15 protein-coding genes are annotated in these 13,928 nt (G+C 62.3%); 12 read left to right on the forward strand and 3 right to left on the reverse strand.

All coding sequences use genetic code 11. The features are described 5' to 3' along the window. Positions 1–69: 69 nt before the first annotated feature. Both Mgrana_RS13575 and Mgrana_RS13580 read right to left on the reverse strand, forming a co-directional pair. A complete protein-coding gene (locus tag Mgrana_RS13575) occupies positions 70–609 on the reverse strand; it encodes an NUDIX hydrolase (RefSeq protein ID WP_119358142.1) in 540 nt (179 codons plus the stop codon). A 159-nt stretch (positions 610–768) separates the two neighbouring features. Beyond that, positions 769–1,263: a TlpA family protein disulfide reductase gene (locus tag Mgrana_RS13580; protein WP_170146491.1), complete on the reverse strand. Its 495-nt coding sequence runs from the start codon at positions 1,261–1,263 to the stop codon at positions 769–771. A 151-nt stretch (positions 1,264–1,414) separates the two neighbouring features. On the opposite strand from Mgrana_RS13580, the gene Mgrana_RS13585 reads away from it, so the two are divergent. The 10 genes from Mgrana_RS13585 (at position 1,415) to Mgrana_RS13630 (ending at position 9,920) form a co-directional block, all read left to right on the forward strand. After that, a complete protein-coding gene (locus Mgrana_RS13585) occupies positions 1,415–2,158 on the forward strand; it encodes a basic amino acid ABC transporter substrate-binding protein (protein WP_119358143.1) in 744 nt (247 codons plus the stop codon). Positions 2,159–2,187: 29 nt separating this feature from the next. Continuing rightward, positions 2,188–2,838, forward strand: coding sequence for an amino acid ABC transporter permease (locus Mgrana_RS13590; protein WP_119358144.1), 651 nt, complete (start codon positions 2,188–2,190; stop codon positions 2,836–2,838). A gap of 2 nt (positions 2,839–2,840) precedes the next feature. Next, positions 2,841–3,401 carry a helix-turn-helix domain-containing protein gene (locus Mgrana_RS13595; RefSeq protein ID WP_119358145.1) on the forward strand — a complete coding sequence of 187 codons (561 nt, stop codon included), beginning with the start codon at positions 2,841–2,843 and terminating at the stop codon, positions 3,399–3,401. 11 nt (positions 3,402–3,412) lie between these two features. Continuing rightward, positions 3,413–4,363, forward strand: coding sequence for an agmatinase (gene speB, locus Mgrana_RS13600; RefSeq protein ID WP_119358146.1), 951 nt, complete (start codon positions 3,413–3,415; stop codon positions 4,361–4,363). Then, positions 4,356–5,093, forward strand: coding sequence for an amino acid ABC transporter ATP-binding protein (locus Mgrana_RS13605; protein ID WP_119358147.1), 738 nt, complete (start codon positions 4,356–4,358; stop codon positions 5,091–5,093). Before speB ends, Mgrana_RS13605 begins: the two co-directional genes overlap by 8 nt. A gap of 3 nt (positions 5,094–5,096) precedes the next feature. Next, positions 5,097–6,224 carry an aminotransferase-like domain-containing protein gene (locus tag Mgrana_RS13610; protein ID WP_119358148.1) on the forward strand — a complete coding sequence of 376 codons (1,128 nt, stop codon included), beginning with the start codon at positions 5,097–5,099 and terminating at the stop codon, positions 6,222–6,224. Between the two features lie 49 nt (positions 6,225–6,273). Continuing rightward, a complete protein-coding gene (locus Mgrana_RS13615; protein ID WP_119358149.1) occupies positions 6,274–7,482 on the forward strand; it encodes a potassium/proton antiporter in 1,209 nt (402 codons plus the stop codon). A 122-nt stretch (positions 7,483–7,604) separates the two neighbouring features. Continuing rightward, positions 7,605–8,006 (forward strand): (R)-mandelonitrile lyase, encoded by a 402-nt coding sequence (locus Mgrana_RS13620; RefSeq protein ID WP_119358150.1) that lies wholly within the window; start codon positions 7,605–7,607, stop codon positions 8,004–8,006. Positions 8,007–8,040: 34 nt separating this feature from the next. Further along, positions 8,041–8,685 carry a TrmH family RNA methyltransferase gene (locus Mgrana_RS13625; RefSeq protein WP_119358151.1) on the forward strand — a complete coding sequence of 215 codons (645 nt, stop codon included), beginning with the start codon at positions 8,041–8,043 and terminating at the stop codon, positions 8,683–8,685. Between the two features lie 74 nt (positions 8,686–8,759). Further along, complete coding sequence (locus Mgrana_RS13630) at positions 8,760–9,920, forward strand: VanW family protein (protein ID WP_119358152.1); 1,161 nt, start codon at positions 8,760–8,762, stop codon at positions 9,918–9,920. A gap of 17 nt (positions 9,921–9,937) precedes the next feature. Here Mgrana_RS13630 and Mgrana_RS13635 read toward each other — a convergent pair whose 3' ends face one another. Further along, a complete protein-coding gene (locus Mgrana_RS13635) occupies positions 9,938–11,848 on the reverse strand; it encodes a polyphosphate kinase (protein WP_119358153.1) in 1,911 nt (636 codons plus the stop codon). A 171-nt stretch (positions 11,849–12,019) separates the two neighbouring features. Between Mgrana_RS13635 and Mgrana_RS13640 the strand changes: the two genes are divergently transcribed. Beyond that, positions 12,020–13,522, forward strand: a complete 1,503-nt coding sequence (locus Mgrana_RS13640; protein WP_186813114.1) for a Ppx/GppA phosphatase family protein — start codon at positions 12,020–12,022, stop codon at positions 13,520–13,522. 20 nt (positions 13,523–13,542) lie between these two features. Next, a partial coding sequence (locus tag Mgrana_RS13645; RefSeq protein ID WP_119358155.1) for a SixA phosphatase family protein occupies positions 13,543–13,928 on the forward strand: 386 nt, incomplete at its 3' end.

Here is a 13,928-nt window from a genome sequence, read left to right on the forward strand (position 1 = left end):
AGCCAAACGGGTTTGGACAAACGTTAGCCAGGGCACGACCCACCAGGGGGCCCTCGAACGGTTGAGCGCTTAGCGCGTTGGGGTGGGCCGCTGAGGGAGGGCTTCCCAGCGCTCGAGGGCTCGGTAGATCATATCCCGCTCGTTTTGGTGCGAGAGTCGCCGCAGGGCCTCGCCCACCGGGAACCACCCCACCCCATCCACCTCTTCCTTCTGCGGGGTGGGCTCGCCTGCCAGGTACGCCATAAGGAAGTGATAAACCTCCTTGGTCACGGTGGTCTGTATGCCCTCGTCCTTGACTGTGAAATGGTAACGAATGCTCCCCAGCGGGGCCAGCACCTCGGCCTGGATGCCGGTTTCCTCCCGCACCTCGCGCACCGCGGTCTGGGGATGGTGCTCGCCCTGCTCCACTTGTCCTTTGGGCAGGCTCCAAACCCGGCCCTCCTTGAGGGCAATCAGCAGCACCTCGAGGCCCCGCTCCCTTTCGCGCAACACCACCCCTCCAGCGGAGGTGACCCGCCGACGGTTCGGTGCGGCTCCAGGGGGCGGGTTCGACGCCGGTGGAGAAGCGCGTTTGGGTTTTCTGCGGCGCGATGAAACAGAGTAACGCATGATTGCTGACAACCTTATTTCGTACTCCCAATGACCAGGAGCTTTCCCTAACAGTCTACTCCGAAGCGAAGGCTGCGGGGTGTATCGCTGCACATTGGATGAAAAACCCAGGCCTGTGCACCCTGAGACGCTTTGGAGGGGCCTCAGCGGGGCTTCCGTTTAGGGGACATACCCGGCCAGGGCCAGATCATCCTTGATGGCCTCGGCCTCCACAGGCCCGGCATACAGATTAACAATCCGGCCCTCCCCATCCAGGACAAAGGTCCAGGGCTGCCCCAGCACCTTAAACCGACTGGCAACTGCGGTAGGGGTATCCCCGCCCGGCAGGGCAAGTAGGGGCAAGAAGGCTGGGTAGGCCTTCATGTAGGCCAGAACCACCGAGGCGGTGTCCTTGGGCTCGCGGCTGATGACCACAAAGGGAACCCGATACTGCTGGGCGATCTGGTGCAGCTTGGGAAACTCGGCCTTGCACACCGGGCACCAGCTTGCCCAGAAGGTGAGGATGACGGGTTTGCCCCTAAAGCTGGCCAGGCTGTAGGTTTTCCCGCTTGCATCGCTCAAGCGAAAATCGGGAGCCACCTCCCCGGGTTTGGCGGCCAGCCCTACCGCCAGCATGAGTGCGGCTAAAATCACCGCCGTTGCTTTCCAGCGCATAAGCTCACCCCTTACTGGGCTTTGATTATAGCCCACCTGGGCCCAGGGGCCCTCGAGCCCGGATTGCATATTAGGCAATTAATATTGCTTATATATCAAAGGAGTGCTAGACTGCCTCCACCGTAAATACGGTGCAGGCTCAGGAGGATCTATGCGCAAATGGTTGACTGCAGTGGTCTTGGTGGGGTTGTTGGGGGCCTCGAGCACCCTAGCCCAAAGCTGCTTGGCCAATGTCAAGGCCAATGGCCTGACGGTGGGCACCAGCCCCGACTACCCGCCGTTTGAGTCCTTGGATAAGGACAACAAGATCGTTGGATTCGACATTGATCTGGTGAATGCCATTGCCCAGGAGTTAGGCCTCAAGGTCAACATCGTGGGGCAGAGCTTTGACGGGCTAATCCCGGCTTTGCTCTCTAAAAAGATTGACCTGATTGCTGCCGGGTTGACCATCACGGATGAGCGCAAAAAATCGGTGGATTTTTCCCGGCCCTATATCTCTGGTCCCAACGTGATCATCACCCGCAAGGAAACCACCGGGATTAACCGGCTTGAAGACTTGGTGGGTAAGAAGGTGGCCGTACAGATTGGCAGCGCCCAAGAGAAGATCGCCAGCGGGGTCAAGGGGGCGGAGGTAAAGTCGTACAACCTCTATACCGACGCGGCGTTAGCGGTGAACACCCGCCAAGCCGATGCCTTGATCGTGCACCGCTTTGTGGGCCGGGCTTTCCTGAAGCAATACCCTGACCTCAAGATTGTGGCCGAACTTAACCAGGTGGATACGGGCCTGGCCCTGCGCAAAGACTGTGGGGATCTGCGCCAGGCCATTGATTCGGCCATCGAGAAGCTCGAGAAGAACGGCAAGATGGACGAGCTTGCGGCCAAGTGGTTCAAGTGAAGCCGGTGGATTGAGCAGCAACCCCATTTATGGACTTTGGCCTAATCCGCGACAGCTTGCCATTCCTCCTCCAAGGGGCCTGGGTAACGGTTCGGATCACCGCGCTCTCGCTGGTTTTTGGAATCCTTTTGGGGACTGTGGTGGCGCTGGCGCGGATGTCCCCTATTCGCTGGCTCTCCTGGCTGACCCTGGGCTATATCGAGCTGTTGCGGGGGACCCCGCTGCTGGTGCAGATTTTCCTGATCTTCTTCGGAATTCCGCAGCTAATCCAGCAGCAGATCAACGAGTTTGTGGCCGGGGTGATCGCCTTTAGCATCAACTCCAGCGCCTACGTAGCGGAAATCCTGCGCTCGGGAATTCAGAGCATCCCCAAGGGCCAGCGCGAGGCCGCGCTCTCGCTGGGGTTCAGCCCCACCCAGACCCTGCGCTACATCGTCTTGCCCCAGGCCTTTACCCGGGTAATTCCCCCCTTGGTCAACGAGGGGATTTCCCTCCTGAAAAACTCCTCCCTGCTCTCCGCCATTGCTGTGGTCGAGCTGACTCGAGCCGGGCAGCTCGTCGCCGCCCGCACCTTCAAGCCCTTCGAGATGTACCTGGCGGTTTCGGTGATCTATCTGGTGATGACCCTCATCCTGAGCTGGGTGGCGCGGCAGCTCGAGGCCCGCTGGCAGGTGCGCTAAACATGGCCCACGGCAACGCCCCCTCTTCTTTCCCAATCGGCCCACGGCTACGGGCGACCCGGCTGGCCAAAGGCTTCACCCTCGAGCAGGTGGCCAAGCGCAGTGGGCTGGACAAGTCTTTCATCAGCCGCTTCGAGCGGGATGCCGCCACGGCCTCGGTGGCTTCGCTGCTCAGGGTTTGTGCGGCCCTGGGCATCCAGCCGGGTTCGCTGTTCGAGCCCCCTAAGATCAGCCTGGTGCGCTCCGAGGAGGCCCCTTGCGCCAACTTTGGCGGTCAGGGGGTGCGGGATTTCATCCTCTCGCGGGGCTTGCAGGGGGAGATCATGGTCTTGCGCACCGAGATCGAGCCTGGGGGGCATGGGGGCAAAGAGCTCTATATCTTCCCCGCCGATACCGATTTCGTCACCCTGCTCGAGGGGAGCCTGGAGTTCACGGTGGGCGAGACCCGCTACATCCTGCAGCCCGGAGACAGCCTGACCTTTTGCGGGCAGGAGCCCCACACCTGGCGCAACCTGGGCCAGGGCCGGGCCGTGGTGCTGTGGGTGCTGAGCCCGGCCCCCTAGAGGAGGAAACCATGAGATACCAACCTGCTGATTCCCTCGAGTCCCCCCGCTTCGCTGGGGTACGTACCTTTATGCGCCTCCCCCACCTCCGCACCCTGGAGGATGTGGATTTTGTGGTGTTGGGCATTCCCTGGGACGACGCCACCACCCACCGACCGGGGGCCCGCTTTGGCCCCGAGGGTATCCGCCGGGTTTCGATCATGCTCCGGCCCTGGAACCCCTACTGGGATGTCAAGATTTTCGATTACCTCTCCGGCGTGGATTATGGCGATGTTCCGGTGGTGCCGGGCTACATCGAAGACACCTATGCCCGTATCGAGGCGGAGTTTGAGCGGATCGCTCGAGCTGGGGTTACGCCCATCGCCATGGGGGGGGATCACTCCGTCACCCTGGGGGAGCTGCGCGGGCTGGCCCGGGTGCATGGCCCGCTGGCCCTGGTACACATTGACGCGCACCTGGACACCCTGGACCAATATTTTGGGCGCAAGTACAACCACGGCACCCCGTTTCGCCGTGCGGTTGAGGAGGGCTTGGTGGATCCCCATAAGTCCATTCAGGTGGGCATCCGGGGCTCCAACTACGGCCCTGAGGATTACCAGGGTACCCGTGATCTTGGCTACGAACTCATCCCCATGTACGAACTGCAAGAGATCGGGCTCGAGGCCACCCTGAAGCGGATTCACCGCCGGGTGGGGGATACCCCCTGCTTCATCAGCATTGACGTGGACGCGGTAGATCCAGCCTATGCCCCAGGAACCGGCACCCCCGAGGTGGACGGCTTTACCAGCCGTGAGATTCTGAAGCTGGTGCGGGGGCTAAAGGGTTTGAACTTCAAGGCCGCCGATGTGGTGGAGGTGCTTCCGGCCTTAGACCCAGGAGAGATCACCGCGTACCTGGGGGGAAACCTGATGTACGAGCTGATCTCGCTGCTGGCCCTGCGCAAAAAGGAAGCCGATGAGTAAGGCCATCATTCAGATCAAAGGGCTCAACAAATGGTTTGGCCGGCTGCACGTGTTGCGGGAGGTGAACCTGGAAGTAGCCGCAGGGGAGAAGCTGGTGATTGTGGGGCCCAGCGGCTCGGGCAAATCCACCCTAATCCGCTGCATCAACCGCCTCGAGGAGTTTCAGCAGGGGGAGGTGGTGGTGGACGGGATTCCCCTCAGTTCGGCTAAAAACCTGGAAGCGGTGCGGCGGGAGGTGGGGATGGTGTTCCAGCAGTTCAACCTGTTTCCCCACATGACCGTGCTGCACAACGTCACCTTAGCCCCCTGCAAGGTGCGGGGATGGAGCTTGGAGAAGGCCGAGCGCAAGGCGCAAGAGCTGCTCGAGCGGGTGGGGATTGCGGACCAGGCCCGCAAATATCCAGCCCAGCTTTCGGGTGGCCAGCAGCAGCGGGTAGCGATTGCCCGGGCCCTGGCCATGGAGCCCAAGATCATGCTCTTTGATGAGCCTACCAGCGCGCTTGACCCCGAGATGGTGGGGGAGGTGCTGGACGTCATGCGCGGCCTGGCCGAGAGCGGCATGACCATGCTGGTGGTGACCCACGAGATGGGCTTTGCCCGCGATGTGGCCGACCGGGTGATCGTGATGGATCAGGGGCAGATTCTCGAGCAAGCCTCCCCCGAGGTGATCTTTCAAAACCCCGCCCACGAGCGCACCCGTGTTTTCTTGCAGCGGGTGCTGCACCATTAGGCCATGCTCAACATCACCCAGACCCGCATTCCCAAAGGGGTGATTGACCTTGGGGTGGGGCATCCCGGCCCGGAGCTCCTCCCCCTGGATGAGCTTCATCAAGCGGCCCTGCATCGCTTTTCGCGGGGGGATCCGTCCTTCCTGCAATACGGGGCCGAGCCTGGGGATGGTTACTTCCGCACCGAGCTGGCCCGGTTTTTGAGCCGACACGACCCGTTTGAGCTCGAGCCAGACTCCCTCTTCATCACCAACGGCGTGTCCCAGGCCTTAGACCTGATCTGTACGGTTTTCACCCAGCCGGGCCAGGTAGTCTTTGTAGAGGAGCCCACTTACTTTCTCTCGCTGGGAATTTTTCGCGATCACCGGCTCGAGCCCGTGGCCATACCCACCGATCAAGAGGGGCTGAACATTGAGGCCCTCGAGGCCGCCCTAAAGCGCTACCGCCCAGCCCTGCTCTACACCATCCCCAGCTTCCAAAACCCCACCGCCACCACCCTGAGCCCGGCACGCCGCAAGCGCTTGGTGGAGCTGAGCCAGGAGCATGATTTCCTGATTGTGGCGGATGAGGTGTACCAGCTCCTTCACTATGGCCCGCCCCCACCCCCTTCGCTGGGTCGTTTCGCCAGCAGCGGCAGCGTGCTCAGCCTGGGTTCGTTTTCAAAAATTCTGGCCCCAGGGCTGCGCCTGGGCTGGATTCAGGCGGCCCCGGCGCGGCTGCAAGCCCTCACCCAAAGCGGTCTGGTGGCCAGCGGAGGGGGGTTGAACCCTTTTACCTCCGCCCTGGTGCGCAGCGCTTTGGAGCTGGGGTTGCAGGAAGCGCACCTAAACCGGCTTCGTGAAACCTATCGGAGCCGCCTGGAAGCGGTGTTGGGTGCCCTGAGCCTCCACCGGCTGAAGCCCCGCTATACCCCGGAAGGGGGGTATTTCGTTTGGCTCGAGCTCGATCGTGCCCTCAATACCCAAGTGCTCTTGGAGCAGGCCCTGAAGGCTGGGGTTCGCTTCCAACCGGGCCCCAAGTTTTCCAGTCGAGGGGGTTTCCCCCATGCCCTGCGCTTGTGCTTTGCATATTATGATGTTCCCGATCTCATCGAAGGGGTGCAGCGGCTGGCCGCAATCCTTCCAGCGCCCTGACCTCCAGGGCCTTGATTGAATTTGGCCTGGGGAGGCCAAAGGAGAGGATTTGGCGACCTCTAGCATTGCTGATCTTCCCATCTTGATTGCTTCAGTGCTCCTGCTGCTGGGGGTGCTGGCTAGCCGTTTGGGTGGGCGATTAGGGCTGCCTGGCCTGCTGCTGTTCATGGCGGTGGGGATGCTGGCCGGCAGCGATGGACTGGGGGGCATTTGGTTCGACAACTACGCATTGGCCCAGTTTGTAGGGGTGGTCACCCTGGTGTTCATCTTGTTTTCCGGTGGATTGAGCACAGATTGGCAGCGGGTTCGTCCGGTATTGGGCCGCGGGCTTTTGCTGGCCACGCTGGGGGTTTTGATCACCGCCGGTTTGGTGGGCGTGGCGGCCCACGCGCTGTTTGGGATGCCGTGGGGGCTGAGCCTGTTGCTGGGGGCTGTGGTGTCTTCCACCGATGCCAGCGCGGTGTTTAGTGTGCTGCGGGAGCGGGGCGCTAATTTGAAGGGGAACACGGAGCCCCTCCTCGAGCTCGAGTCGGGCATCAATGACCCCATGGCGGTTTTTTTGGTGGCCGCCTTGACCCAATGGATACTCCAGCCCGGGCTGACCCTCTGGCAGATGGTGCCGTCTTTTTTTCAGCAGATGCTGGTGGGAGCGTTGTTGGGGTATTTGTTGGGCCGGGGGATGATTTGGAGCTTGAGCCGCTGGAGGCTGCCCTTCGATGGTTTGTACGCGGTGGTCTCGGTGGCTCACGTGGGGTTGATCTACGGGTTGACCGCGCTGCTGGGGGGCAGTGGGTTTCTGGCCGTATATGTGGCCGGGCTGATGCTGGGCAGCTATCCGCTGGCCCGCAAGCGTGCGCTGCGGGGATTCCACGAGGACATCACCTACTTGCTCGAGGTGGGAATGTTCTTACTGCTGGGGCTACTGGTGTTCCCTTCGCAGCTTCCCCCGCTGGTGGTGCCGGCGCTGATTTTGACCTTGTTTTTGGTGTTTGTAGCGCGTCCGATAGCGGTGTATCTGAACCTGGCCTTTTCTCCCATGCCCCTCAACCAAAAAACCCTGGTGGCTTGGGTGGGCTTGCGCGGAGCGGTACCGATTATTTTGGCCACCTTTCCATTGCTGGCGGGTGTGCCTGGGGCCAAGACCATCTTCAACGTGGCCTTTTTCGTGGTGCTGGCCAATGTGCTGATTCAAGGGGTTAGCTTGCCCTGGGTCGCACGGGTATTGCGGGTTGCGGAGCTCGAGGCTACGGAGGGATAGTTCCCTTGATCCGCTCGAGCAGGCCCTGGCCAGGATTACAGTGGTAGGTGACCGGTACTAAGATTAGGAGCAGCTCAGCCAGCGCCGAAGCGATCCGGGTTACCGGAAAGAAGGTGAAGCCTATGCAGATTCACCGTGCCGGCACCCAACCCTCAAGCAAAGGCCCGGCGGAGTGGTTTACCGGAACCGTGCGGCTTGACCTCCTGTTTTCAGCCAAAGCCCCGGCTCGAGCTGCGGCCAACAGCGTCACCTTCGAGCCCGGTGCCCGTACCGCCTGGCACACCCACCCCCTGGGGCAGGTGCTCATCGTGACGGTGGGATGTGGTCTGGCCCAGCGCTGGGGGGGACCCATCGAGGAGATTCGGCCTGGGGATGTGGTTTGGTTTGAGCCCGGAGAGAAGCACTGGCATGGGGCTTCTCCCACCACCGCCATGACCCATATCGCCATTCAGGAGACCCTGGACGGCCGGGCGGTGGAGTGGCTCGAGCCGGTCAGCGACGCACAGTACGGGGGAACAGGTTGAACCCGGGGGATCCTCGAGCTGGCATAATCATGCTGTGACTCCGGAGCGATTGCAGCGCCTGCGCACGGTTTTGGATCGGCGCCAACCAGACCTCACCGTGCTGCTGGAGCAGGTACACAAACCCCATAACTTCTCGGCCATTCTGCGAACCTGCGATGCGGTAGGGGTGCTGGAGGCCCACGCCGTCCTCCCTTCGAAGGGTCTGCCCCCCCTGCCAGAAGCCGAGGGGGAGGCGGCGGGCTCACTGCTGTCCGCGATCGGCAGCGGCAAAACCTACAGCGAAAGCTCGGGGAGTGCGGCCAAGTGGATGTTTTTGCAAGCCCACCCCGATACCGCGAGCGCCTTCAAACACCTGCGGGCTCGAGGGTTCCAGATTTACGCCGCCCATCTTTCCGAGACCGCTGTGGACTACCGGACGGTGGACTACACGGCCCCAACCTGTGTGTTGTTGGGCGCGGAGAAGTGGGGGGTTTCGGCCGAGGCTGCGGAGGGCGCCGATGCCCATGTGGCGATCCCCATGCTGGGGATGGTACAGAGCCTGAATGTCTCCGTCGCGGCGGCGGTGATCCTCTTTGAAGCCCAGCGCCAGCGCCTACAGGCTGGGCTTTACGACCAGCCCCGGCTTTCGCCGGAGCGTTACCAGGCGATCCTCGAGACCTGGTCACAGGCCAAAAGGTAGCTTTCTGGGGGCGTTCCGAGAGGGCGGGGCCAAAGCCATACCCCCTATGGGGATTAAGGTCGTACATTGGTCTTATGAAATCTTTGGGGGTCGGCTTGGTCTGGCTTGGCTTGGTTGCCCTGGCAGGGCCGGACGCTATTTTCTACAGCCAGCAAAACGTGATGGAAGACGGCCAGATCACCACCCTCCAAACCCCGCATCGCTATCCGATAGGGGGCATTGGGCAGATCGAGGCCCTGATATCCCAGCTTTCCGCCCCGGCTAAAGATGCGGCTTGGAGCTACGACAAGGCCAAGCAGAAGTGGGTCATGGTGGATGAGTCGGGATATGCTTTCGCCCTGGCCCGGGCCAAGGAACTCTATCGGCAAGCCCTCTCGAGCCACCAGCCACAGTTCACCCTTCCGGTAGCCTACACTCCCGCCCAGCGGGATGTGTTCTACTTTTACCAACTCGGCATTCGGCAGCTGCTTTCTGAGGCCACCACCCGCTTCGCCGGGAGCTCCAACGAGCGGGCCTATAACCTCATCCGGGGGGCCAGCCGCCTCAATGGCCACATCATTCCCCCCAATGCGGTGTTCTCCTTCGCCCAAGCCATCGGTGAGGTCTCGTTGGCAACCGGGTACAAGAAAGCCTTCGTGATTTCGGGTGAACAGACGGTGGAGGGGGTAGGTGGGGGAATGTGCCAGGTCTCCACCACCGTGTTCCGGGCCGCCTATTTTGCCGGGTTGCCCATCGTGGAGCGCCGCCCACATAGCTACCAGGTGGGGTATTATCGCCCAGCCGGGCTCGACGCCACGGTTTTCCTGCCCCAGCGCGACCTCAAGTTCAAAAACGATACCCCCGGCAGTATTCTCCTGCAAACCGAGGTGCAGGGCACGAACCTGACCTTCCGCTTTTTTGGCACCAAAGACCGAACCGCGACCTGGAGCGCCCCGGTATACCTCAGCCGCACCCCGGCCCTGCCTACCCGCTATATCGTCTCCCCGGCGATGCGGCCCCAGAGCTTCCAGCAGGTGGATTTTGCCGCTGAGGGGGCCCAGGTGCGTGTAACCCGTACGGTGCAGTTCACCGATGGGCGTAAGCTCACGGATACCCTCGAGAGCACCTACCGTCCTTGGGGTGCGGTGTGGTTGGTGGGGCCGGGAACCAAGCTGCGCTCAGGAAGGGTCCTGACCGCGGAAACCGATGACTCCAAAGGCCAGGCTGCCTACACCACCCTGACCCAAACCCACTGAAGCGCGGCGGTAAGCCACTACAACCGCTGGCCGTTGTGCTTACCGCCCCAGCGGGCCGTCTGTCCTGCTGGGGTGAGGATGTAGGTGTTGCGGTCATCGGCGATCTGACGCTCCAGAATCGAGCGCACCTTGCGCCGGGCTTTGGGATCTAGGATGGGGAAAAACAGCTCATATCGCCCATCCAGGTTGCGCGGCATCGCGTCCGCACTCCCCGCCCAAACCTGCCACTTGCCCCGGTTTTTGAAGGCGGCCACCCGGGCGTGCTCGAGGAAGCGCCCCACCAGGCTCTTGCTGTCCACCCCTTCCCACAAGGTGGTGAGGGTGCTGCGCACGATCAGATGCAGCTTGGCCCCAGCGCTCAGGGCTTCCTCGAGCGCTTCCAGAATGGCTGGGTCGGTAAGATGGTTGAACTTGAGGAGGATCTCCCCCTTTTTGTGGGCCTCCCCCCGGATGCCCTCCAAGAGCACCTCGCGGATGGCTGAAGCTGTGCGCAGCAGGTGCAGGGTAGGCGGCTGGTTGCTCTCCAGGGCGCTAAAAAAGCTGTGCACATCGCTGGTGAGCCGGGGCTCGGCGGTAAACAAGGAGAGATCGGTGTAGAGCCGCCCGTTGATGGGGTTGTAGTTTCCAGTGCCCAGATGCACATACTCGCGCTCCCCCCGCCGGACATAGAGGGCTTTGGCGTGCACCTTCTTATCGGGAAGCGGCAGGACCTGCACCCCTGCTCCCTGAAAGCGCAGACTCCACTCGAGGTTGGAAAGCTCGTCGAAGCGGGCCCGGCCTTCCAGCAGCACCGCCACGTTTTTTCCTGCCTTGGCCGCCAGAATTAGGGCCTCGGCGATCCCGTTCTCCCGTCCAATGCGATACAGGGTAGCCCTCAAGGCCTCTACCTTGGGATCCCGGGCCGCGGCCAGGGCGAAGGCCTCGACCATCCCGTAGTCCTCGAAGGGGTGGTAGAGCAACAGGTCGCGCCGGTCGAGGAAAGTGAAGGGGTCTTTGATAAAGCCCTTGGGTTTTTCTACCTCGAGGGGGGCGAAGCGTTCTTTGGCCGGGCCTTCGGCCACAATGGTCCCTACCAGCCGCAAATCCAGCGGAGGGTCGAGGCGGAAAACCTCCTCGGGCTCCAACTGTAAGGCAACCCGCAGGGTCTCGGCCCAGTGGTCGGGGAAGTCGGCTTCGATCTCCAGATGGCTAACCTTTCCGTCCATGCGGGCCTCGAGGGCCTCGGGCAGATCGTCCCAGTCGGTTCGGGAGCGCTCGAGCTGGGCAATGCGCACCAGGCGAAACTCAAACAGCGGGCTGCGGGAGGGCAGGAACAGATCGCTGCGCATCCGCACCAGAGCCCCCAGCCGCACATACCCCCCCTCCCGGCCAGGGATGGCCAGCAAGCGGGGCAGGCTTTCAGGCAGGCGAATTAGGTGCTGCAAAAGCCCTTCTCCTGCGGCAAAATACAGGGCGCCGCTGCTCAGTTCGGGAATGGCCTCAGGGGGGATTAGGTCGGTGCGTGGGGCAACTTTTTCGGCCAGGTAGGCTCCGAAGTATTGCTTTTCGGCCTTGGTGAGCTGGGTGGGCTCCAGAACGTGAATTCCCAGGGGCTCGAGGTCGCGTAGAAACTCGCTGTAGCGCGCCTCGGCTTCCTCGGCCTGGGCCCGGGCCTCGGCCATCAAGCCCCGATACCCTGGGCTGCCGCGGGTCTCGAGAAAGGCCCGCGAAATCCGTGCCGCGAAGAACTCATCCATGTTGGAGGCCCAGATTCCCAGGAAGCGCAGCCGCTCTAGCAGGGGAAAATCTGGGCGGCGGGTCTGCTCCAGCACCCGCCGGTTAAAGCTGAGCCAACTGGCTTCCTGGCTGATCCGAACCGCAGCATAGCGCGGCTTGGCGGGGGGCGCCTTGGAAGACGGCTTTTTAGGCTTAGCGGGCGCTTTTTGCATTCCCCTAGAGTGTTTGGGGCTTAGGTCAGGGGAGTGTAAGCCCTTGCGCTTATGCTTGGCCACAAGGAGCAGTTTACGCTTCCCTGACCTTAGGGGAGTAAGCATCGCCGGGACGGGGGAATCGGAATGCTCGAGGCAACGGCGGAGATAAACTTTGATATCGTGGGCCCCATGAGGCACCTGGGTATTGTGGACTTAGGCTCGGGAACCTCGAGGCTGGTGGTCTATCAGTTTGAAGAGGGCAAACACTTTCGGCTGATAGACGAAATCCGCGAGACTGTGCGGCTGGGCCAGGGATTGGCGGAGAGCAACCGGCTCAGCGCAGCGGGGATGGAGCGGGCCCTGCTGGCCCTGAGGCTGTATGCCGATTTCGCCCAGGCCACCCACCTCGAGGAGCTTCGGGTGATTGCCACCAGCGCCGCGCGAGATGCCGAGAATGGAGCGGAGTTTTTGCGCCAGGTGCGAAAGTTGGGCCTGGATGTGCGGGTGCTTTCCGGGGAGGATGAGGCCCGTTACGGGGTCTTGGCGGTGGCCAATTCCTTTGCCTTTGAGGAGGCCTGGGTGATGGACTTGGGCGGAGGCAGCGCCCAGCTCTCGCGGATGCAGCGTCGCCTATACCGCTATGGTGCGGCTTATCCGCTCGGGGGGGTGCGGCTTACCGAGATGTTTTTGCACTCGGACCCCCCCAAAAAAGGAGAAGTGGAGCACCTCGAGCGCTTTGCCCGCAAGGAACTGCGCAACGTGCTCGAGGAGGTGCGGGCGCGACCCCTGCCGCTGGTGGCGATGGGCGGTACCGTGCGGAACCTGGCCAAGATTGCCCAAAAGCAGGGGAATTATCCCCTGGACCTGATTCACGGCTACTTTCTGAGCAGGAAGGCCCTCGAGGACGTAACCGAGAGGCTGCTCAGCCTCAGCCTGGCTGAGCGCCGCACGCTGGAGGGTTTGCAGGCCGATCGGGCCGATGTCATTGTGGCGGGAGCCTTGGTCTACCGCACGGTGGTGCGAGAAGGGGGGCTGGATGGAATTTGGATCTCGGGCCAGGGGGTGCGCGAGGGGGTTTTCTATGAGGAGTTTTTGCCGGAACCCCACCTGGTTCCCGAGGTTCGCGGCTTTGCGGTGCGCAACCTGTTCGCGCATTATCCCCAGGAAGTACGCCATACCGCTCGAGTACGCAATTTCTGCCGTCAGCTTTTTCGGGCCCTGGAGCCGTTGCACGGCTACGGTAAAGCGGAAGAAACCTTGCTGGACGAGGCCGCCCTGCTGCACGACATCGGCATGAGCGTGGGTTACTACGATCACCACAAGCACGGCGAGTACCTGGTGATGAGCGCAGCGATCCCCGGCCTAACCCACCGAGAGCAGGCCTTGATCGGGCTGTTGGTGCGGTACCACCGCAAAGGAGACCCCAAGCCGGGTACCTACAAAAGCCTGTTGGGGGATGGCGATAACCGGCGCTTGTTGCGGCTGGCGACCCTTTTGCGCATTGCCGAGTATTTAGAGCGCAGCCGGGCGGGGCGGGTAGAGGCCCTCGAGATCGAGCTCGAGCCCAAGGCCGTGCGGCTGGGGTTACGGGCCGCGGAGGAACCCTGGGTGGAGATGGCCGAGACCGCCAAGCAGGCGGGGCTGTTCCAGGCTGCCTTCGGGCCAGCCCTGGTGCTGGAGTGGGTGCGCTAGAGGGGTCTAAAATTGCTGCTATGGAACTGTACCTGATCCGGCATGCCATCGCGGAGGAAGCACTGCCCGGCCAAGCCGATGATGCCCGTCCACTTTCGCCCGAAGGGGTGAAGCGGTTTCGCCGGGTGGTACAGGGATTGAAGCGCCTAAAGCTTGGCTTTGACCGCCTTTACCACAGCCCCAAGCTGCGGGCGGTACAAACCGCCAACCTGCTGACCCCGCTGCTGGAGGGGGAGAGCGAGGTCACCCCCTATCTGGCCGAGCCTCCCAGCCCCAAGCTGCTCAAACTGCTCCAGGGGGAAAAGGTGGCCCTGGTTGGGCATGAACCCTGGCTCGGCCAGCTTTGCGCCCTGCTCATCTGCAGCGATAGCCAGGTGGGCGGGGGGTTTGGGTTCAAGAAGGGGGG

Origin of the sequence: Meiothermus granaticius NBRC 107808 (assembly GCF_003574355.1) — a bacterium.
Classification (GTDB): Bacteria; Deinococcota; Deinococci; order Deinococcales; family Thermaceae; genus Meiothermus; species Meiothermus granaticius.

Bases quoted from the DNA above. Each gene is read 5' to 3' on its own strand.
- Mgrana_RS13620 (WP_119358150.1), top strand. From the start codon at position 7,605: ATGCAGATTCACCGTGCCGGCACCCAACCCTCAAGCAAAGGCCCGGCG.
- Mgrana_RS13580 (WP_170146491.1), bottom strand. From the start codon at position 1,263: ATGCGCTGGAAAGCAACGGCGGTGATTTTAGCCGCACTCATGCTGGCG.
- Mgrana_RS13595 (WP_119358145.1), top strand. From the start codon at position 2,841: ATGGCCCACGGCAACGCCCCCTCTTCTTTCCCAATCGGCCCACGGCTA.
- Mgrana_RS13590 (WP_119358144.1), top strand. From the start codon at position 2,188: ATGGACTTTGGCCTAATCCGCGACAGCTTGCCATTCCTCCTCCAAGGG.
- Mgrana_RS13575 (WP_119358142.1), bottom strand. From the start codon at position 609: ATGCGTTACTCTGTTTCATCGCGCCGCAGAAAACCCAAACGCGCTTCT.
- Mgrana_RS13605 (WP_119358147.1), top strand. From the start codon at position 4,356: ATGAGTAAGGCCATCATTCAGATCAAAGGGCTCAACAAATGGTTTGGC.
- Mgrana_RS13630 (WP_119358152.1), top strand. From the start codon at position 8,760: ATGAAATCTTTGGGGGTCGGCTTGGTCTGGCTTGGCTTGGTTGCCCTG.
- Mgrana_RS13610 (WP_119358148.1), top strand. From the start codon at position 5,097: ATGCTCAACATCACCCAGACCCGCATTCCCAAAGGGGTGATTGACCTT.
- Mgrana_RS13585 (WP_119358143.1), top strand. From the start codon at position 1,415: ATGCGCAAATGGTTGACTGCAGTGGTCTTGGTGGGGTTGTTGGGGGCC.
- Mgrana_RS13635 (WP_119358153.1), bottom strand. From the start codon at position 11,848: ATGCAAAAAGCGCCCGCTAAGCCTAAAAAGCCGTCTTCCAAGGCGCCC.
- speB (WP_119358146.1), top strand. From the start codon at position 3,413: ATGAGATACCAACCTGCTGATTCCCTCGAGTCCCCCCGCTTCGCTGGG.
- Mgrana_RS13640 (WP_186813114.1), top strand. From the start codon at position 12,020: ATGAGGCACCTGGGTATTGTGGACTTAGGCTCGGGAACCTCGAGGCTG.